17 protein-coding genes and 1 CRISPR repeat array are annotated in these 18,589 nt (G+C 70.8%); of the genes, 14 read left to right on the top strand and 3 right to left on the bottom strand.

The genetic code is table 11. From position 1 onward, the window contains the following. Positions 1 to 124: 124 nt before the first annotated feature. Positions 125 to 1,352: direct repeats of the CRISPR family, unit length 28 nt; unit sequence TTTCTGAGCTGCCTACGCGGCAGCGAAC. Between the two features lie 468 nt (positions 1,353 to 1,820). The 3 genes from C516_RS0116730 to C516_RS0116740 are packed head-to-tail and all read right to left on the bottom strand — an operon-like array spanning position 1,821 to position 4,289. Beyond that, complete coding sequence (locus tag C516_RS0116730) at positions 1,821 to 2,435, bottom strand: UbiX family flavin prenyltransferase (RefSeq protein WP_018719572.1); 615 nt, start codon at positions 2,433 to 2,435, stop codon at positions 1,821 to 1,823. Further along, positions 2,432 to 3,796: a UDP-N-acetylmuramate:L-alanyl-gamma-D-glutamyl-meso-diaminopimelate ligase gene (gene mpl / locus C516_RS0116735; protein ID WP_018719573.1), complete on the bottom strand. Its 1,365-nt coding sequence runs from the start codon at positions 3,794 to 3,796 to the stop codon at positions 2,432 to 2,434. Before mpl ends, C516_RS0116730 begins: the two co-directional genes overlap by 4 nt. After that, positions 3,789 to 4,289 carry a hypothetical protein gene (locus C516_RS0116740; protein ID WP_018719574.1) on the bottom strand — a complete coding sequence of 167 codons (501 nt, stop codon included), beginning with the start codon at positions 4,287 to 4,289 and terminating at the stop codon, positions 3,789 to 3,791. The genes mpl and C516_RS0116740 overlap by 8 nt, the downstream gene beginning before the upstream one ends. A 158-nt stretch (positions 4,290 to 4,447) precedes the next feature. On the opposite strand from C516_RS0116740, the gene C516_RS0116745 reads away from it, so the two are divergent. The 14 genes from C516_RS0116745 (at position 4,448) to C516_RS0116810 (ending at position 18,583) form a co-directional block, all read left to right on the top strand. After that, positions 4,448 to 5,416: a TAXI family TRAP transporter solute-binding subunit gene (locus C516_RS0116745; protein ID WP_018719575.1), complete on the top strand. Its 969-nt coding sequence runs from the start codon at positions 4,448 to 4,450 to the stop codon at positions 5,414 to 5,416. A 17-nt stretch (positions 5,417 to 5,433) separates the two neighbouring features. Further along, positions 5,434 to 7,233, top strand: coding sequence for a TRAP transporter permease (locus C516_RS0116750; protein ID WP_018719576.1), 1,800 nt, complete (start codon positions 5,434 to 5,436; stop codon positions 7,231 to 7,233). A gap of 106 nt (positions 7,234 to 7,339) precedes the next feature. Beyond that, on the top strand, positions 7,340 to 8,599 hold the full coding sequence (locus C516_RS0116755) for a 6-phosphofructokinase (RefSeq protein ID WP_018719577.1): 1,260 nt from the start codon (positions 7,340 to 7,342) through the stop codon (positions 8,597 to 8,599). A gap of 124 nt (positions 8,600 to 8,723) precedes the next feature. Continuing rightward, on the top strand, positions 8,724 to 9,254 hold the full coding sequence (gene ppa / locus C516_RS0116760) for an inorganic diphosphatase (RefSeq protein ID WP_018719578.1): 531 nt from the start codon (positions 8,724 to 8,726) through the stop codon (positions 9,252 to 9,254). 370 nt (positions 9,255 to 9,624) lie between these two features. After that, entirely contained in the window at positions 9,625 to 9,948 is a 324-nt protein-coding gene (locus tag C516_RS0116765; protein ID WP_018719579.1) for a hypothetical protein, read from the top strand. Positions 9,949 to 9,972: 24 nt separating this feature from the next. Next, complete coding sequence (prmA, locus tag C516_RS0116770; RefSeq protein ID WP_018719580.1) at positions 9,973 to 10,854, top strand: 50S ribosomal protein L11 methyltransferase; 882 nt, start codon at positions 9,973 to 9,975, stop codon at positions 10,852 to 10,854. Continuing rightward, positions 10,854 to 11,606, top strand: coding sequence for a DUF3426 domain-containing protein (locus C516_RS0116775; protein WP_018719581.1), 753 nt, complete (start codon positions 10,854 to 10,856; stop codon positions 11,604 to 11,606). Before prmA ends, C516_RS0116775 begins: the two co-directional genes overlap by 1 nt. 112 nt (positions 11,607 to 11,718) lie before the next feature. Continuing rightward, positions 11,719 to 12,018: a DNA-binding transcriptional regulator Fis gene (gene fis / locus C516_RS19960; RefSeq protein ID WP_040409677.1), complete on the top strand. Its 300-nt coding sequence runs from the start codon at positions 11,719 to 11,721 to the stop codon at positions 12,016 to 12,018. A gap of 88 nt (positions 12,019 to 12,106) precedes the next feature. Continuing rightward, positions 12,107 to 13,693, top strand: a complete 1,587-nt coding sequence (gene purH / locus C516_RS0116785) for a bifunctional phosphoribosylaminoimidazolecarboxamide formyltransferase/IMP cyclohydrolase (protein ID WP_040409678.1) — start codon at positions 12,107 to 12,109, stop codon at positions 13,691 to 13,693. A gap of 10 nt (positions 13,694 to 13,703) precedes the next feature. Beyond that, positions 13,704 to 15,008, top strand: coding sequence for a phosphoribosylamine--glycine ligase (gene purD, locus C516_RS0116790; RefSeq protein WP_018719584.1), 1,305 nt, complete (start codon positions 13,704 to 13,706; stop codon positions 15,006 to 15,008). Between the two features lie 181 nt (positions 15,009 to 15,189). Continuing rightward, positions 15,190 to 16,161: a YegS/Rv2252/BmrU family lipid kinase gene (locus tag C516_RS19965; protein ID WP_018719585.1), complete on the top strand. Its 972-nt coding sequence runs from the start codon at positions 15,190 to 15,192 to the stop codon at positions 16,159 to 16,161. Positions 16,162 to 16,394: 233 nt separating this feature from the next. Beyond that, positions 16,395 to 16,844 carry a hypothetical protein gene (locus tag C516_RS0116800; RefSeq protein ID WP_018719586.1) on the top strand — a complete coding sequence of 150 codons (450 nt, stop codon included), beginning with the start codon at positions 16,395 to 16,397 and terminating at the stop codon, positions 16,842 to 16,844. A gap of 150 nt (positions 16,845 to 16,994) precedes the next feature. Next, on the top strand, positions 16,995 to 17,384 hold the full coding sequence (locus C516_RS0116805; RefSeq protein ID WP_018719587.1) for a c-type cytochrome: 390 nt from the start codon (positions 16,995 to 16,997) through the stop codon (positions 17,382 to 17,384). Next, the gene (locus C516_RS0116810) at positions 17,381 to 18,583 is read left to right on the top strand and encodes a cytochrome D1 domain-containing protein (RefSeq protein WP_018719588.1); all 1,203 of its coding nucleotides are present in this window, start codon (positions 17,381 to 17,383) and stop codon (positions 18,581 to 18,583) included. The genes C516_RS0116805 and C516_RS0116810 overlap by 4 nt, the downstream gene beginning before the upstream one ends. Positions 18,584 to 18,589 lie beyond the last annotated feature (6 nt).

The following is an 18,589-nucleotide window of genomic DNA, read 5'->3' on the forward strand; positions in this document are numbered from 1 at the left end:
GTGGCCGTGTGCGACGTTCCGGCATGGCTCGGCTTGAGATGTCGCACGCCTTCGGCGCACGACCTACGGGACCTGCCTACGCGGCAGCCAACCTCGCGAGCGGCACGTCGGCGGCGCGCAGCCGTTTCTGAGCTGCCTACGCGGCAGCGAACGGCAAATATCTTGAGCCCGGCAACGTCCCGCATTTCTGAGCTGCCTACGCGGCAGCGAACGACTTTATTGATTCCGGGTCCGCTGCAATTGTTTTCTGAGCTGCCTACGCGGCAGCGAACACGGTGTCCACCGTCTGCGGCTTGCGGGCCACTTTCTGAGCTGCCTACGCGGCAGCGAACCAGATCAGGTCGCTGACGATGCAGGCGTATCATTTCTGAGCTGCCTACGCGGCAGCGAACGCGGAGTTCAATTCGATCGACTACCCCATAGATTTCTGAGCTGCCTACGCGGCAGCGAACGGGCGGCGTTGGCGCAAGGACGACGTCCACGATTTCTGAGCTGCCTACGCGGCAGCGAACGTTCCGCGGCTGGAGATGGATCTGGAGCGGGTTTTCTGAGCTGCCTACGCGGCAGCGAACGATGACCCGCGTGACGCGGGCCGTGCTCGTGATTTCTGAGCTGCCTACGCGGCAGCGAACGGCGATCGTGCGAAATCGGTTAAGGCTTTCTTTTTCTGAGCTGCCTACGCGGCAGCGAACGGTCGCGTCGACGAGCTCGCGGACGTCCTTGTTTTCTGAGCTGCCTACGCGGCAGCGAACCGGACGGCCATCAACACGCTGTTGGACGCTGCTTTCTGAGCTGCCTACGCGGCAGCGAACTGGGTCGTGATCGACGGCCAATCCGTCGAAATTTTCTGAGCTGCCTACGCGGCAGCGAACGGCTACGCTGAACAACGCGAGCGTGTCAGCGCTTTCTGAGCTGCCTACGCGGCAGCGAACGATTGCGTGTCCTTCGCGGACAGGCCGGAGGTTTTCTGAGCTGCCTACGCGGCAGCGAACGACTTGATGGCGGAGGGCGTGGCCTCCATCGATTTCTGAGCTGCCTACGCGGCAGCGAACGACGGGCACCGGCCCGGCCGTGAGCGCCACCTTTTCTGAGCTGCCTACGCGGCAGCGAACTCCTACTACATCGGGCAGTTCAATCAGCTGCGTTTCTGAGCTGCCTACGCGGCAGCGAACTGCTCGCGGATCGAATAGGGCTTGCCCGTCCTTTTCTGAGCTGCCTACGCGGCAGCGAACACGGAGGGCGGACGCTACCGCGTGAGCCAACATTTCTGAGCTGCCTACGCGGCAGCGAACGCTCTCCGTGGCTCTGGGTCCTGTTGATCGGTTTTCTGAGCTGCCTACGCGGCAGCGAACTAGGACTATCCGGCGGTAACGGGTTGATTGTCAACGGACAAGTGCGCCGGAGACCGGATGGACCCTTTTTTCTGGTGGGGCGTTAATTGGTTGATTTTGAGCGCTCTTGATGGTGCGCCCGGAAAAAGGGTCCCGCCGGTATCAGGGTCGGTGTTGCCTTGTGGGGTGCGCCCCGGAGACGTACGTGTCGCTGAGCAGCCGTGAGCCCGGCGGCTCTGTCGCTCCCGGTAACCGACAGCGGCGGTGGTGTCCTCCGGCATGCCCGGGCAGCGTTCGTGTGCCGGGTGCCTGTCGGCAGGGCGGGGGCACACGTGTGCGGTGCCCGATCCACGCGAATGGCCGATTCCGGTCTCCGTCCACCGGCAACCGCGCCCGCTCCCCGAGGAACCCCGGTCGCCTTCGAGCAACCTGCTTACGGCCGGACCCGTGTAGGTCGTGCACGGCCCCGGGCCGTGTGCGACATCCTCGCTACGTGCCGTCCTGTCCCCAGCGCGGGCCGAGGGCATTGTCGACCCCGAGCTGGTCGAGGACGCGGGCGACGACGAAGTCGACGAGGGCGTCGACGTCCTGGGGGCGATGGTAGAAGGCCGGGTTTGCCGGGAGCATGACGGCGCCCATGCGGGTCAGCCGGAGCATGTTTTCCAGGTGGATCTCGGAAAACGGGGTCTCCCGGGGCACGAGCACGAGTCGGCCACGCTCCTTGAGCACGACGTCCGCGGCACGCTCGATGAGCCCGTCGCTGGTGCCGGCGGCGATGCGGGCGAGGCTGCCGGTGGTGCACGGGCAGACCACCATGCGCCGCGGCGCGCCGGAGCCGGAGGCGACCGGGGCGGTCCACTGCCGGGCGCTGAAGACGGTCAGGCCGTCCGCGTCGACGCCGAGGTGCTCACTGAGCACCGCGCCGACGTCGCTGCTGCGCCCGGGCAGGGCCAGGTCCTCCTCCATCTTGAGCACCAGCCGCCCGGCCTCGGAGATGAGCAGATAGACCCGCTCGCCCGCCTGGCGCAGGGCCTGGACCAGTCGCAGGCCGTAGATCCCCCCGGAGGCCCCGGTGATGGCGACGGTGACGGCGTCGTCGATCATGCGCGGTGCTCCGCTCGGTCGGCGAGGGCGGCCAGCAGCCGCTCGTGGATGCCCCCGAATCCGCCGTTGCTCATCACCAGCACGGCGTCGCCGGGGCGTGCCTCGGCGGTGACGGCGGCGACCAGGGCGTCGACGTCGTCACCGGCGTGCGCCCGTTCCCCCAGGGGTGCGAGCGCGGCGTCGAGATCCCACTCCAGTCCCTCCGGGCGGAGTACGAAGGCGGCGTCCGCCCCGTTCAGGCTGGCGCCGAGGCGTTCCCGGTGGACGCCGAGCCGCATGGTATTGGAGCGGGGCTCGGCCACCGCGAGGATGCGCCCGGCGTGCTGTGTGCGCAGCGCGGCGATGGTGGCCTCGATAGCGGTGGGGTGGTGGGCGAAGTCGTCGATCACGCGTACGCCGCCGGCCTCGCCGCGGACCTCCAGGCGGCGACGCACGCCCTGGAAGCCGGCGAGGGCGTCGGCGCCCACGGCGAGGGGGACGCCGACGTGGCGGGCGGCGAGCAGCGCCGCCGCGGCGTTGCGGGCATTGTGGGTCCCGGCGAGGGGCGGCGTGAAGGCGGTGGTGTCCGCCCCGTTCAGCCGCCAGCCGTCGCCGTCGGCGAGGAGCTGCCAGTCGTTGGCGGCGCCGGTGCCGAACCGGGCCTGAGTGCTCCAGCAGCCCATGGCGAGGGTCGCGGCGAGGGCGGCGTCGTCGCCGTTGGCGAGGATCAGCCCGGAGCCGGGCACGGTGCGGACCAGGTGGTGGAACTGGCGCTGGATGGCGGCCAGGTCCGGGAAGATGTCCGCGTGGTCGTACTCGAGGTTGTTGAGCACCAGGGTGCGCGGGCGGAAGTGCACGAACTTGCTGCGCTTGTCGAAGAACGCGGTGTCGTACTCGTCCGCCTCGATCACGAAGAACGGCCCGCTGCCCAGGCGTGCCGAGCGCCCGAAGTTGCCGGGCACGCCGCCGATGAGGAAGCCGGGGTCGTAGCCGGCGTACTCCAGGATCCAGGCGAGCAGGCTCGCGGTGGTGGTCTTGCCGTGGGTGCCGGCGACCGCCAGCACCCAGCGGTCGTGGAGGATGTGGCGGGCGAGCCATTCCGGCCCCGAGGTGTAGGCCCGGCCGTCGTCCAGCACCGCCTCGACGCTGGGATTGCCCCGGGAGAGGGCGTTGCCGATGACCACCTCCTCCGTCGCGGGCATCGCGGCCGGGTCCCAGCCCTCGCGCAGGGCGATGCCCGCGTCCTCGAGCATGGTGCTCATGGGCGGGTAGACGCCGGCGTCGGCGCCGGTGACGTCGTAGCCGCGCTCGCGGGCGAGCAGCGCGATGCCGCCCATGAACGTGCCGCAGATGCCGAGGATGTCGAGGTGTGCGTCAGGCATGGAGCCACTCCAGCAGCAGCCCGGAGCCGATCACCAGCGCCAGCGCCCACACTGTGGCGAGCGCGATGACGGTATCCAGGGCGTGGCGGAAGATGTGCGCGATGATGGCGATGTTCCAGAGGATCAGGCCGATCAGGCCCAGCGCGGTGACCGGTGTGCCCGCCGAGCCCAGGGTGAGCAGGATGAGGGCAAGGCCGGTGACCACCACGTCCGTGGCGTAGAGTGCTGTCGCCGTCTGCAGGAAGCGGTTGCCGAGGCCGTAGGCGTGCAGCAGCGCGTAGGTGAACGCGAAGGTCACGATCACGCCGTAGGCGGCATCCAGTCCGGGGGTGGCGGTCGCCGCCGGCAGGGCGCGCATGGTCGGGTAGCCCACGACCGCGCTGGCCAGCATGGTCGCGGCCAGCAGCGTCGGGGACGCCGGCAGGTCCTGGGGGCCGCGCCGCAGCAGGCAGATGTCCAGGACCAGGCGGACGATGTGTTGCAGCGACGGCATTCGTTCTCCCTGATCCGCCGGGGTGACTCGATGATTCCGGCATGGTAACCGCTTCCCGGCGCGCCTTCATGTCCGCCGCGGCGGTTGAGCGCTGCGCGGGGCGGCGGCAGAATCAGCGGCCGACCCACTCCGAACGATAATGCTAACGGGAGAGATCGATGCGTAAGTTCAGGCGCCTTACCCTCGCGGCGATCACGGTGTTCGTCGCCGGCGTGGCCGCCCTGCCGGCCCTGGCCCAGCAGACCCGGGTGACCTACAAGTCCGCCGCCGCCGGTACGGCCTACTACCAGATGGGCGTGGAGCTCTCCGAGGCCATCAAGGCCGGTACCGACGGCGCGGTTACCGTGACGCTGGAGGAGAGCCAGGGCTCGGTGCAGAACGTCATGGCGGTGATGCGCCGCGGTGGCAATTACGTGTTCACCACGCCGCCGTCGCTGGTGACCAAGGCGATGGCGGGCAAGGGGCCGTTCGAGGGCCGGCCGGCCTCGGCGTTCGGCAAGATCCGCGGGCTGTTCCCGATTCCGGCGATCACCATGCACTGGGTGGTGAAGGGGGGCGATGGCGTCATCGGCCTGAAGGACCTCGCCGGTAAGCACATCCTCATCGGCCGCGGCAGCTTCGGGGCCCGGGAGGCGCAGCGCTACCTCGAGCTGTTCGAGCTCACCGACGACGTCCGCATTGCCGACGCGGATATCGGCAGTGGGCCGGACGCGCTCAAGAACGGCCAGATCGACGGCTTCGTCACCGCCAGCTCCTTCCCCACGCCCAACGTGATCGAGACCGCGGCGAGCCTGGACATCAGCCTGGTCTCGCTGACCCCGGAGCAGATCGAGCGCACCGGTGCGGCCCACCAGACCATACCGGCGGGCACCTACGCGGGCATCGACGAGGACGTGGAGACCACCTCCCTGCCGGTGATCGCCTACACCACCACGGGCATGGACGAGGAGACCGCCTACACGCTCACCCGCACCTTCTGGGAGCGCCGCGAGGCCATGGCCGACGAGTCCGGCTGGTGGGCGGGCATCACCCCGGAGATGATCGGCAATATGACCGGCAAGCTCCATCCGGGGGCGTTGCGTTACTACGACGAGGCCGGGATCGAGGTGCCGGAGCGGCTGCGCTGATCGGCTGACCGCCGGAAGTGGAGAACGACACGCAAGTCGCCGGCGGCGGGGTGCGGGCCGGGTGGATCGCCCTGGGGGCGGTCTCGGTGGCCTTCCACCTGGGGCTGATCTTCTACGGCCTCGCGCCCGCGCTCATCGCCCGGCCCATCCACATGGCCCTGGTGCTGCCGTGGGTCCTGGTGTATGCGGCCTCGAACCGCCGCCAGCGCTGGAGCGGTTGGGTGCTCACGGTCGCCGGCGTGGCGGCCTGCGGTTATATCGTGCTCAACGAGTCCGCGTTGCTGGATCAGTACGGCTTCATCGAGGGGCCGTTCCAGATGGCGCTGGGCGTGTTCCTGCTGCTGCTGGCGCTGGAGACGGCCCGCCGCGCGATCGGCTGGCCGCTGCCCGCGGTGGCGGCGCTGGCGCTGCTCTATGCGGTGCTGGGGCACTATATCCCCGGGGCGTATGGGCATCCGGACCTGCCCCTGGGCAGCGTGGTGGGTGGGCTGACGATCGCCGAGGGCGGGCTCTGGGGCTCGCTCACCGGCGTGAGCGTGGGCGTGGTCGCGATCTTCGTGATCTTCGGCGCGGTGATCAACGCCGGCGAGGCCGGCCAGGGCTTCATGAACCTGGCGAGCGCGGTGGCCGGGCGCCTGCGCGGTGGCGCGGCGAAGGTGTCGGTGGTCTCCTCGGCGCTGCTCGGCTCGATATCCGGCTCCGCCTCGGCCAATGTGGCGTCGACGGGGTCGGTGACCATCCCCTCGATGATCCGCCTCGGCTATCCCCGCTCGCTGGCCGGCGCGGTGGAGGCGGTGGCCTCCTCGGGCGGCCAGATCATGCCGCCGCTGATGGGGGCGGGGGCGTTCGTGATGGTGGAGCTCACCGGCATCCCCTACACCCGCATCATGGGGGCAGCGGTGCTGCCGGCACTGCTGTTCTTCGCGACCGTCTGGTTCGGCCTCAACGCCTTCGCCAGCCGTTACGACCTGCGCCCCCTGGCCGCCAGCGAGCGCCCCACCGGGCGGGCGCTGCTGATCACCTCGCTGTTCTTCGTCGTGCCCTTCGGGGTGCTGCTGGAGCGGATCTTCCATGGCGGCAACACGCCGCAGTACGCGGCCAGCATCGCGATCTTCACCGCCGCGGCGCTACTGCTGTTCGACGCGCGGCTGCGTTTCTCGGTGACCGCATTCCTCCGCCGTCTCGGCGAGGCGCTGGTCCTGGCCGGCCGGCAGGTGGCCGTGATCGGCTCGATCATTCTCTGTGCCTCGCTGGTGATCGGTGTGCTCGGGATGACCGGGCTGGGCGTGAAGATCACCTCGGCGATACTGGCGCTGTCCGGCGACACCCTCTGGCCGGCGCTGGTGCTCACGGCGCTCGCCTGCCTGGCCCTGGGGATGGAGGTGCCCACGACGGCGGCCTATGTCATCTGCGTGTCGGTGGCCGGGCCGGCGCTGCACGACCTGGGCGTGGCGCCGCTGCTCGCGCACCTGTTCGTGTTCTGGTATGCGCTGCTTTCGACGATCACCCCGCCGGTCTGCGGCGGGGTGTTCATCGCCGCCGGGATGGCCGGCGAGAACTGGCTCCGCGTCGCCGTGCGCGCCATGGCACTGGGCGTGGGGCTGTACCTCATCCCGCTGGCGATGGTGGCGAGCCCGGCGCTTCTGGCGCTGGTGGACACGCCGCTCGCCGCCCTGGCGGCGTTCCTGCGTATCGCCGTTGCCCTCGCCGCGGTGAGCTACGGCCTCATCGCGCGGCGGCCGCTGCCACTGCGGGGGCTCCTCCTGGCCGCCGGTCTGGCGCTGCTCTTCGTCTGGCCCGCCGTATGGCCCGCCTGACCGGTGGAACCGGTGGCCGGTCGGCGACACTATCGATTCGCCGAGCGGTTTCTTAGTAGAATCCCGCGGCTTACGCGGCTGTCGAGATAACCGGAGTACCCCGCCCATGAGCGCCAGGAATGCCTTCTATGCCCAGTCAGGCGGTGTGACCGCCGTCATCAACGCCACCGCCTGTGGCGTCATCGAGACCGCGCGCGCCCACCCGGACGCCATCGGCACCGTCTACGCCGGCAAGGCGGGCATCCTCGGGGCACTCCACGAGGAGCTCATCGACACCGGTGAGGAGTCGGCCGAGACCATCGCCGCGCTGCGCCACACCCCGGCGGGGGCGTTCGGCTCGGCACGCTACAAGCTCAAGGGCCTGGAGGAGAACCGCGCCGAGTACGAGCGCCTGATCGAGGTCTTCGAGGCCCACGACATCGGCTACTTCTTCTACAACGGCGGCGGCGACTCCCAGGACACCGCCTACAAGGTCTCTCAGATCGGCGAGCGCCTGGGCCACCCGGTGACCTGTATCGGCATCCCCAAGACGGTGGACAACGACCTCCCCGGCACGGACACCTGCCCCGGCTTCGGCTCGGTGGCCAAGTACATCGCCGTGGCCACCCGGGAGGCCGGGCTCGACGTGCGCTCCATGGCCGAGACCTCCACCAAGGTCTTCGTGCTCGAGACCATGGGCCGGCACGCGGGCTGGATCGCCGCGGCCGCGGGGCTGGCCCGCGAGGAAGAGGGCGACCCGCCCCACGTCATCCTGCTGCCGGAAGTGGCCTTCAACCGCGAGGCCTTCCTGGCGCGGGTACACGACGCGGTGGAGCGCCACGGCTACTGTGTGGTGGTGGTCTCCGAGGGCGTGCGCCATGCCGACGGCACCTTCCTCTCCGACCAGGGCAGCACCGACGCCTTCGGTCACACCCAGCTCGGCGGGGTCGCGCCGGTGGTGGCGTCGCTGATCAAGGCGGAACTCGGCTACAAGTACCACTACGCGGTGGCGGACTACCTCCAGCGTGCCGCGCGCCACATTGCCTCCGCGACGGACGTGGAACAGGCGTACGCCCTCGGTCGCGCGGCGGTGGAGATGGCGCTCGCCGGCCGCAACGGGGTGATGCCGACCATCCACCGTCTCTCCGATGAGCCCTACCAGTGGGAGGTCGGCGAGGCCCAGCTCGCGGATGTCGCCAACAGGGAGGCGAGCATGCCGGCGGCCTACATCAGCGAGGACGGTTTCGATATCACCGATGCCTGCCGCCGCTACCTCCGCCCGCTGATCGCTGGCGAGGACTATCCCCCCTACCGCAACGGCCTGCCGGATTACGCCCGCGTACGCGGCGTGCTCGCCCCGCGCCGGCTCGCCCCCTTCGGCGGCTGAGCGGTACGACGGCGGGAATTCCGCCGGGGGAAGCCCTCGGCGGCTCAGTGCTTTATAATCGCGGCCCGGCGCGCGGCGGCCACGGTCGCCGTGCGGACCCCATTCCAGTGATCAGGAGGGAAGCATGAGCTACGAGAACGTCGCCCCGGGCAAGAGCGTCCCCGAGGACATCAACGTCATCATCGAGATCCCGGCCCACGCCGATCCGGTGAAGTACGAGGTGGACAAGGACTCCGGGGCCATGATCGTCGACCGCTTCATGGCGACGGCAATGCACTATCCCTGCAACTACGGCTATATCCCGCAGACCCTCTGCGGTGACGGCGATCCCGCCGACGTGCTCGTGGTCACCCCGTTCCCGCTCATCACCGGCTCGGTGGTGCGCTGCCGTCCCCTCGGCGTGCTGCAGATGACCGACGAGTCCGGCGAGGATGCCAAGCTGCTCGCGGTGCCGGTCTCCAAGCTCACGCCGATGTATGACAACGTCAAGGCCGCGGAGGACCTGCCGCCCGTGATCCTCGACCAGATCGCCCACTTCTTCGAGCACTACAAGGATCTGGAGAAGGGCAAGTGGGTGCGCATCGACGGCTGGAAGGGCGTCGACGCCGCGCATGCGGAGATCAACGACGCGGTCTCCCGCTACCAGAAGGGCTGACGCCCGGAACCTCCGGCGCGGCGCCCGCCGCGCCGGATACCAGCCGGGCCACCGGGTCCGGAGGCACGGCCGCAACGGCCGCCGCGGCGCCGTCGCCCATGCGGGAATGTGCCCGGCTTGCGGTCGCCACCGCATCGCCATCCCTGACGACCACCCGATGTCCCCCGGCGGGACCGTCCGCGAGCCGACCCGGCGTGTCCGGCACCGGCGGCGCCCGTTACCGTGCATGGTTCACGTTTGGTGTCTACTGTGTGGGTGTTGAACGGGGTATCCGCCGGGGATTGGATTGCGGGCGATCACGGCCTATAATCCGCCGATCTTTCGCTCGGTGCGTACGCCATCGCATGGCTCGGTTGTCGTAGGGGGGCATATGGGCTCGGCCATGACCGTGGACCGCCTGGAGGACGAGAACCGCCGTTACGACGGCCGGGGCGGCGTTAGCGCCGAGAACCGCGGGGCGGGGTTCGCCCCCGCCTTCCTCGACCGGGCCACCGGGCGCGTGCACCGCTCGTGCCTTGCCGATGGGCGGCCCGCCCCCTGTCACTGTCTCGACGGCCTGCCGGAGACGCTGGTCACCGCCCGTGACCTCGGCGGCCGCGTGACCGCGGTGCGCCCCGGCGTGATCGCCGGTTTCGTGCGCGACGGGGCCTTCTATACCCGCGAGCAGGCTGCGCGCGCCCTCGCCGCCGGCTGATCGCCCGACCACGGTGGGGCCACCATGGCCTGGATCGAGATCTCCTTCGAGCTGCCCCGCGAGCGTTTCGGACTGGCCGAGGCCGTGCTCGAGGCCGCGGGGGCGCTGTCCGTTACCGGGCGTGACCCGGGGGACGAGCCGGTGCTCGAGCCCGCTCCCGGCGAACAGCGACTGTGGTCGCGGGTGCGCGTGACCGGGCTGTTCGACGCCGACGTCGACCCGGCGGCGGTCCGAGCAAGCGCCCGCGAGGCCCTGGGTGCGGAGCCGGCGGAATGGCACGTCGGCAGCCTCGAGGACCGCGCCTGGGAGCGGGCGTGGATGGACGATTACCGTCCCATGCGCTTCGGCGAGCGGCTCTGGGTGGTGCCCTCCCATGAGGCCCCTCCGGATCCGGACGCCCTGAACCTTCGCCTGGATCCCGGTCTCGCCTTTGGCACCGGCACCCATCCCACCACCGCCCTGTGCCTGGAGGCCCTGGACGCCCGGCCCCCGGTGGGTGAGCGGGTGCTGGACTACGGCTGTGGCTCCGGCGTGCTCGCCATTGCCGCACTGCTGCTCGGCGCCCGGGAGGCGGAGGGCGTCGACAACGACCCGCAGGCACTGGTGGCCACCCGCGAGAACGCCCGCGCCAACGGCGTGGCGGAGCGGCTCGCCGTGCGCGATCACACCGGCGAGCCCCCGGCGCCGGCGGACTGCGTGGTGGCGAACATCCTCTCTGGGGTGCTTATCGAGCTCGCGCCGGTGCTGGTGCGTTGCTGCCGTCCCGGTGGCCGGCTGGTGCTCTCGGGGGTGCTTGCCGGGCAGGCCGCATCGGTGGCCGAGGCCTTCCGCCCCGAGGTCACCCTGGAGGTCTCCGCACCCAGGGACGGCTGGGTCCGCCTGGAGGGCAAGCGGGGGCCCGGGTGATGCCACCGGCGCCCAGACACGCCCGCTGCCCGGAGTGCGGCACGCTCTTCCGGGTCACCCTGGCCCAGTCCGGCGCCGCCGGCGGCCGATGCCGCTGCGGTGTCTGCGGTGCGGTTTTCGATGTCCGCACCCATACCGAGGATCTCCCCGGCGATACGCCCGACCTCCGCGCCGAACCGGCGCTGGGGGAGGTGGGGGGGACCCCGGTGCTGGACGCGCCGCCTCCCCGGGAGCGTATGGCCCCCGCCGCGGACTGGCTGGAACCCGGTCCGGGCGAGGAGGAACCGGTACACCGGCGCTGGCCCTGGTGGCTTGCCGCCGTGGTGCTCCTGCTCGCTATTGCGGGGCAGCTCACCTGGTTCAATCGCCAGGCCCTGCTGGGCAATCCCCTGGTGCGGGACTGGGCGGTGGCGGCCTGCGAGGTGGCGGGCTGTACCGTCCCCCTGCCGCGTCGTCCGGCGGCCGTGCGGGTCGACGAGCGGGCCCTGCGGGCGTCGCCGAACGGTGACCGCCTGCGTTTCACCGCGCAAATCGCGAATACCGCCCCGACCCCCATCGAGTGGCCGCAGATGCGCCTGCGCCTGACCGCGCTCAACGGTCAGATCCTCGCCGAGCGCGGCTTCGAGGCGACGGACTACCTGGACCGGACCCCGCCCGGGACGGGGATGCCCCCCGGGGAAACAGTGGACGTATCGGTGGAGATCGACGCGCCCCAGCCCCCGGCCCAGGGCTTCGAGGTCTTCTTCCGCTAACGTCGCGCTCGCCCTCTACGGGAGGTGGCGCGACCGGTCGGCGGGTTAGTATTATCACCTATTTCGGCGCCGCGGGCGGCGGTCGATACCAACGCGACGGGCAGATAACGACATGGCAGAGCAACAGGCCAGGCAGGACGAAGGGACCAGGGAGCAGTCGAAGGATCCGCAGCGTCGGGGTGTCGGGCCGATACGCTCTTGCGTGCGCGAGTCGCTGGAGGACTATTTCCGCCAGCTCGACGGCTATCCGGGCAGCGGGCTGTACAAGATGGTGCTCACCGAGATGGAGGTGCCGCTGCTCGAGGTGGTGATGCGCGAGTGCGGTGGCAACCAGACCCGCGCCTCGGAGATCCTGGGCATCAATCGCGGCACCCTGCGCAAGAAGCTCCAGTACTACGGCATCGAGGACTGAGACGCCCGCGTGTCGCCGCGCACCGCAGGGCCGGGCAGTTCCGCTATAATGGCGCCCCCTTGAGGCAGCCAGCGAAGGAAACAGCCCGATGCCAGCAGCCGCACAGTTGAGGCCGGTCCGGCGGGCGCTGATCAGCGTCTCCGACAAGACCGGGATCACCGATTTCGCCCGGGCCCTGCACGAGCGGGGTGTGGAGATCCTCTCCACCGGCGGGACCGCGCGGACCCTCGCCGAGGCCGGTGTTCCGGTGGTCGAGGTCTCCGGGCACACTGGTTTCCCGGAGATCATGGCGGGCCGGGTGAAGACCCTGCACCCGCGGGTGCACGGCGGGCTGCTGGGACGGCGCGGGGTCGACGACGCGGTGATGGACGAGCACGGCATTGCGCCCATCGACCTGCTGGCGGTCAATCTCTATCCCTTCGAGCAGACCGTCGCCCGGGCGGACTGCACGCTGGCCGATGCTATCGAGAACATCGATATCGGCGGCCCCGCGATGATCCGCGCCGCGGCCAAGAACCACGACGGCGTGACCGTGGTCACCGATGCCGGCGACTATCCGGCGGTGCTCTCCGAGCTGGACGCCGGCGGTATCACCGCCGGGACGCGCTTCCGCCTCGCGGTGGCCGCCTTCGAGCACACCGCCCATTACGACGGCGCCATCGCCGAGTACCTGGGCCGGCGCACCGGCGACGGTGATACGCCGGCGGACTTCCCCGACACCCTCAACCCGCAGTTCCGTCTGGTGCAGACCATGCGCTACGGCGAGAATCCGCACCAGCGCGCCGCGTTCTACCGCGAGCCGGCGGCACAGGGCGCGTCGGTGGCCACCGCCAGCCAGCTCCAGGGCAAGGCGCTGTCGTTCAACAACATCGCCGATACCGACGCCGCGCTGGAGTGCGTGCGCGGTTTCGAGGTCCCGGCCTGCGTGATCGTCAAGCACGCCAACCCCTGTGGCGTCGCCGTGGCCGAGGACCTCCTCACCGCCTACGAGCGCGCCTTCGCCACCGACCCGACGTCCTCGTTCGGCGGCATCATCGCCTTCAACCGGACCCTGGACCGCGCCACCGCGGAGGCGATCGTGGATCGCCAGTTCGTGGAGGTGATCGTCGCCCCGGCGGTGGCGGACGGCGTGGCCGAGGCGGTGGCCCGGAAGAAGAACGTGCGCCTGCTCGTCACCGGCGCCCTGGACGAGGGCGCCGACGGCGGGCGGCTCGACTACAAGCGCGTGCGCGGCGGGCTGCTGGTGCAGGATGCCGACCATGAGCTGCTGCCCGCCGGCGCGGCGCCGCGGGTGGTGACGCAGCGTGCCCCGGAGGCGGGTGAGCGCGCCGACCTGCTCTTCGTCTGGGCCGTGGCCCGGCACGTGAAGTCCAACGCCATCGTCTACGGCGGCGCCGGGCGGACGCTCGGCATCGGCGCCGGGCAGATGAGCCGGGTGGACAGCGCCCGTATCGGCGTGCGCAAGGCGTCGGACGCCGGCCTCTCGCTGGATGGCTCGGTGCTCGCCTCGGACGCCTTCTTCCCCTTCCGCGACGGCGTCGACCAGGCCGCCGGGGCCGGCGTGCGGGCGATCATCCAGCCCGGCGGCTCGATCCGCGACGAGGAAGTGATCGCCGCCGCGGACGAGCACGGCATCGCCATGCTGTTCACCGGCATGCGGCATTTCCGGCACTGAGGAGCAGCCCATGAAGGTACTCGTGATCGGCGGGGGCGGGCGTGAGCACGCCCTGGCATGGCGGTTCGCCCGCTCCGAACGCGTCAGCGACGTCTACGTCGCCCCCGGCAATGCGGGCACCCGGCGTGAGCCGGGCGTGCACAACGTGGCCGTCGGTGCGGAGGACATCACCGCACTGGTGGACTTCGCCCGTAACTTCGCCATCGACCTCACTGTGGTCGGTCCGGAGGTGCCGCTGACCATGGGCGTGGTCGACGCGTTCCGGGCCGCCGGCCTGCGCTGCCTCGGCCCGGACCGCGCGGCCGCTGAGCTCGAGGGCTCCAAGGCCTTCGCCAAGGCGTTCCTGGAGCGGCACCGTATCCCCACCGCCGGCTACCGGGTGTTCGACGACCTCGGTGAGGCCCGGGACTACATCCGCGAGCACGGCGCACCGCTGGTGGTGAAGGCCGACGGCCTCGCCGCCGGCAAGGGCGTGACCGTGGCGATGACCGTGGACGAGGCGCTGCAGGCCGCCGAGGGCATGCTCGGCGGCAACGCCTTCGGCGACGCGGGCGAGCGTATCGTCGTCGAGGACTTCCTCCAGGGCGAGGAGGCCAGCTTCATCGCCCTCGTGGACGGCAATAACGTCCTGCCGCTCGCCTCCAGCCAGGACCACAAGGCCCGGGACGACGGCGATACCGGCCCCAATACCGGCGGCATGGGCGCCTACAGTCCGGCCCCCATCGTCACCGGGGCGGTGCACGAGCGCATCCTCGAGGAGATCGTGCGCCCCACGGTGCGCGGCCTTGCCGCCGAGGGCCGGCCGTACACGGGGTTCCTCTACGCCGGCGTAATGATCGACCCGGACGGCGAGCCGCGGGTACTGGAGTTCAACGTGCGTCTTGGCGACCCGGAGACCCAGCCCATCCTCATGCGCCTGCGCTCGGATCTGCCGGCGCTCTGCGATGCCGCCCTGGACGGGTGCCTCGCGGAGGTCGGGGCGGAATGGGATCCGCGTCCGTGCCTGGGTGTGGTGATGGCCGCCGGCGGCTATCCGGGCGCCTACGGCAAGGGTGACGTCATCACCGGTCTGCCGGAGAGCGAGAGCGGGGACGTGAAGGTCTTCCATGCCGGCACCAGCGACGACGACGCCGGCGAGGTCGTGACCATGGGCGGGCGCGTTCTCTGCGTCTGCGCCCTCGGCAGCGATATCGCCGAGGCCCGGAACCGGGCCTACGAGCAGGTGGAGCGCATCCACTGGGACGGTGTCTACTACCGCCGGGACATCGGCCATCGGGCCGTCGCCCGTCTCAGGGGCGGCACCCCGGACTCCTAGTCGATCACCGCTCCGGGGCGGTGCCCGTGCGGCGTATCGACGGGCACTCGTGCCCCGGCCCGTGTCGTCAGACGCAGGACGCGTACTGTACGGCCCGCCGGCGGGGCGGGGTTTGGTGATATGGGCCGGTCGACGGACTGACACCGTCGCCGCCCGGTGGCGAGGGGCCCGGAGGGCGCGCATGTTGGAGACCCAGTCCCAGCCGCACCGCGGCGAGCCGCGCCGGCGACTGGCGGTGTTCGCGAACGCCGCGGCCGGGCGCGCCGGCGGCCCGCTGGACGCGGCGCTGGCGGTCTTCGAGCGTTGCGGCGTCGAGTATCGCTGCCACTGGCCCGCCAATGGCGATGCGTTGCGCGCGGGTATTGCCGCCGTCGCCGCCACCGTGGATGCGGTGGTCGTCGCCGGCGGGGACGGCACCGTCAACGCCGCCCTCGGTGCCCTGGCCGGCGGCACCACGCCGCTGGCGGTGCTGCCGCTGGGCACCGCCAACGACCTTGCCCGGACCCTGGGCATCCCGTTCGATCCTGCTGGTGCCGCCGCCATCGCGGTGGATGGTTCCGTCCACCGCATCGATCTGGGTCGGGTCAACGGCCGTTATTTCTGCAACGTCGCCCACATCGGGCTGGGCGTGCGTGCCCGGAACGAAGGCCTGGGCGAGGGCGACAAGCGCCGCTGGCGCGCGCTGAGCTACCCGGTGGCACTGCTGCGTACAGCGGGCCGGCTACGCTCGTTCCGGCTGGAAGTCGAGGTCGATGGCCGCACCGAGCGCCTGCGTGCGCTGCATTTCGCCGTGGGCAACGGCCGTTACTACGGTGGCGGCGTGCCAGTGCAGGCCGAGGCCGGCATCGACGACGGTCTGCTGGATGCCTACTGCGTCCCGCCCCAGGGGCGGCTGGGCCTGCTCCGAGCCGCCTGGGATGTCTGGCGCGGCGGAGTGGCCGGCAGCCCGGTCTGGCGTGCGCAGGCGCAGGTGCTGACTGTCCGCACCCGACGACACCGGCGGATCCTCGCCGATGGCGAGATCATTGCGTACACCCCCGCGACGTTCGAGGTCTGTCCGGGCGAGCTCCCGGTGGTCATCGACCCGGGCAGCGGCGACGCCGCCGCGCCGTCCATACAGCGGCTGTGGCAGGGGGTGAGGAACGTCGTGTAGCGGTCTGGCATGAGTGACGGGCGACGCGGCGGGACAGTCGCGGTATGGTTCAAACCGGTAGGTGCGGCGGCACCCTCGTCGCCGGTGTTGCGCGGTATCACGCACACCCGCTAAGCCGGCGCTCGCACGCTCTGCGGGCAAGGCGCACAATCGCCCGGAAGGTTGGCATTACCGGGCCCGGGCGGTCTGGCTATCGGGGTGTTCCGGGCCCGGCATCAGCGCGGAGGTGGAGGATGAGCCTGCTACGTGATCCGGCCCTGGTGGCCGTCAACGACGTGATGGTCCAGTGTCAGACCAACGCACGGCACCACCGCTACACCGCGGAGGTGATCGACGACGCCGCGGTGGCGGGCGCGCTCCAGCGCCTGGCCGGCGATCGCGAGGCCCTGGCGGACCGCCTGGCCCTCGGGCTGCGCAGCCATGGCGATCTCCCACACGCGGCGGACGCCGAGCTGGACAGCCTCCACGAGCTGGGTGACCGGCTCATCGCCCGCTTCGCCGAGCGTGGCGCGGGGCGGCTGCTGCGCGAGCGCAGTGACGACGAACGGCGGCTCGCCGCCGCGGCCAAGCGGGCGCTGGACGAGGCCGTGCCCGGCGATCTGCGCCCCCAGTTCGAGCATCTCGTCACCGAGGCCAATGCCGCCGCGGACGACCTGATCGCCCGCATCGAGACCCTTTCGTGACGTTTGGTCTTCGGTTGATGGATATCAACTAATAAATCGTATACATCTTATAGCCTGACCCCGAATGGCTACTCTTCGGTGGCCGATACGAGGTCCCTGCCCCCGGTCGCACCGGCGTCCCGGGGCGAGGATTACAGCCCGGGGGACGGCATGCTCATCCGTAATTCTGCATTCCTGCGGCGACTTCGCCGCACGGCGTTTCCGCTCCTGCTGATTGCCGTCACCGTGCCCGCCCTCTCCGCCGCCGGTACCCCCGCGGATGCCGAGCGTCCCGCCGCCCTGCGCGGGCGCAGTCTCGGCTCCATCGTGCGCGAGGACTGCGGTGCCTGCCATGGCCTGCGGCTGACCGGCGGTCTGGGACCGGACATCACCGCCTCCGCGCTGTCCGGGCGTGACGTCGGCGCCCTTGCCGCGACCATCGAGCACGGCCGCCCGGGTACCGCCATGCCACCCTTCGGGCCGCTGTTCAGCCCTGCCGAGATCCGCGCCATCGCCCGCGGCCTGAAGTCCGGGCGGTACCTCCAGGAGAATGACCGATGACCCGATATGCCCGTGCCGCTGCCATGGCTTTCCGTGCATGGCCGCTGCTGCTCGCCGCCGCGCTGCTCGGCGGCTGTGCCACCACCCCGGCCCCGCGGGGCACCGGCGATCTGGGGCTGATCGTCCAGCGCGCCGACGGCCGGGTCTCCCTGGTGGACGCCAGCGAGCGGGCCGAACTCGCGGAGATCGACGGCCTCGGCGATCTCTCCCACGCCTCCGCGGTGTTCTCCCGGGACGAGCGCTTCGCCTACGTGTTCGGCCGCGATGGCGCACTGACCAAGGTGGATCTGCTGCGCGGGCGCATCGTCGCGCGCGTGCAGCAGGCGGGCAACAGCATCGGCGGTGCCATCTCCGGCGATGGCCGGCTGGTGGCCGTGTCCAACTACGAGCCCGGCGGCGTGCGCGTGTTCGACGCCCGCACCCTGGAGCCGGTGGCGCGCATCCCGGCGCGCTACGGCGACGGCGAGCGGGCGCGGGTGGTTGGCCTGGTGGACGCCCCCGGGGAGCGGTTCGTGTTCAGCCTCTACGAGGCCGGCGAGATCTGGATCGCCGACTTCAGCGGCGGCGACGAGCCGTCCATCACCCGGATCAGGGGCGTGGGGCGCAAGCCCTACGACGGCCTGATCACGCCGGAGGGGCGCTACTACATCGCCGGGCTGTTCGGCGAGGACGGCCTCGCGCTGGTCGACCTGTGGCACCCGGAGCGTGGTGCCCGGGAGATCCTCGCCGGCTACGGGCGCGGCGAGAAGCGCCTGCCGGTCTACAAGATGCCCCACCTCGAGGGCTGGGCGATGGTGGACGACTATGCCCTGCTGCCCGCGGTGGGGCGCCACGAGGTGCTCGTGGTCGACCGCGACGACTGGCACGAGGTGGCGCGCATCCCGGTCCACGGCCAGCCGGTGTTCGTGATGGCGGGCCCGGACGGGCGCGAGGCCTGGGTGAACTTCGCCTTCCCCCGCAACGACACCGTCCAGGTCATCGACATGGACACCCTGAAGGTCGACGACACCCTCACCCCGGGGCGGGGCGTGCTGCACATCGCCTTCTCCGCCCGCGGCGAGGAGGTGTGGCTGTCCCTGCGCGACGACGACGCCGTCGCCGTCTACGACGCGGATACCCACGAGCCCCTGGCCCGGCTGCCGGTGCCGCGGCCGAGCGGGATCTTCTTCACCGATCGCGCCGATCGCATCGGCCTGTGAGGACCC

The sequence above is a fragment of the Arhodomonas aquaeolei DSM 8974 genome, from assembly GCF_000374645.1.
GTDB classification, from domain to species: domain Bacteria; phylum Pseudomonadota; class Gammaproteobacteria; order Nitrococcales; family Nitrococcaceae; genus Arhodomonas; species Arhodomonas aquaeolei.

Excerpts from the sequence above, each read along its gene's own strand:
- fis (WP_040409677.1), top strand. The coding sequence starts at position 11,719 with ATGGCAGAGCAACAGGCCAGGCAGGACGAAGGGACCAGGGAGCAGTCG.
- ppa (WP_018719578.1), top strand. The coding sequence starts at position 8,724 with ATGAGCTACGAGAACGTCGCCCCGGGCAAGAGCGTCCCCGAGGACATC.
- mpl (WP_018719573.1), bottom strand. The coding sequence starts at position 3,796 with ATGCCTGACGCACACCTCGACATCCTCGGCATCTGCGGCACGTTCATG.
- C516_RS0116810 (WP_018719588.1), top strand. The coding sequence starts at position 17,381 with ATGACCCGATATGCCCGTGCCGCTGCCATGGCTTTCCGTGCATGGCCG.
- C516_RS0116805 (WP_018719587.1), top strand. The coding sequence starts at position 16,995 with ATGCTCATCCGTAATTCTGCATTCCTGCGGCGACTTCGCCGCACGGCG.
- C516_RS0116765 (WP_018719579.1), top strand. The coding sequence starts at position 9,625 with ATGGGCTCGGCCATGACCGTGGACCGCCTGGAGGACGAGAACCGCCGT.
- C516_RS0116775 (WP_018719581.1), top strand. The coding sequence starts at position 10,854 with ATGCCACCGGCGCCCAGACACGCCCGCTGCCCGGAGTGCGGCACGCTC.
- purH (WP_040409678.1), top strand. The coding sequence starts at position 12,107 with ATGCCAGCAGCCGCACAGTTGAGGCCGGTCCGGCGGGCGCTGATCAGC.
- C516_RS19965 (WP_018719585.1), top strand. The coding sequence starts at position 15,190 with ATGTTGGAGACCCAGTCCCAGCCGCACCGCGGCGAGCCGCGCCGGCGA.
- purD (WP_018719584.1), top strand. The coding sequence starts at position 13,704 with ATGAAGGTACTCGTGATCGGCGGGGGCGGGCGTGAGCACGCCCTGGCA.
- C516_RS0116745 (WP_018719575.1), top strand. The coding sequence starts at position 4,448 with ATGCGTAAGTTCAGGCGCCTTACCCTCGCGGCGATCACGGTGTTCGTC.
- C516_RS0116740 (WP_018719574.1), bottom strand. The coding sequence starts at position 4,289 with ATGCCGTCGCTGCAACACATCGTCCGCCTGGTCCTGGACATCTGCCTG.
- prmA (WP_018719580.1), top strand. The coding sequence starts at position 9,973 with ATGGCCTGGATCGAGATCTCCTTCGAGCTGCCCCGCGAGCGTTTCGGA.
- C516_RS0116730 (WP_018719572.1), bottom strand. The coding sequence starts at position 2,435 with ATGATCGACGACGCCGTCACCGTCGCCATCACCGGGGCCTCCGGGGGG.
- C516_RS0116755 (WP_018719577.1), top strand. The coding sequence starts at position 7,340 with ATGAGCGCCAGGAATGCCTTCTATGCCCAGTCAGGCGGTGTGACCGCC.
- C516_RS0116800 (WP_018719586.1), top strand. The coding sequence starts at position 16,395 with ATGAGCCTGCTACGTGATCCGGCCCTGGTGGCCGTCAACGACGTGATG.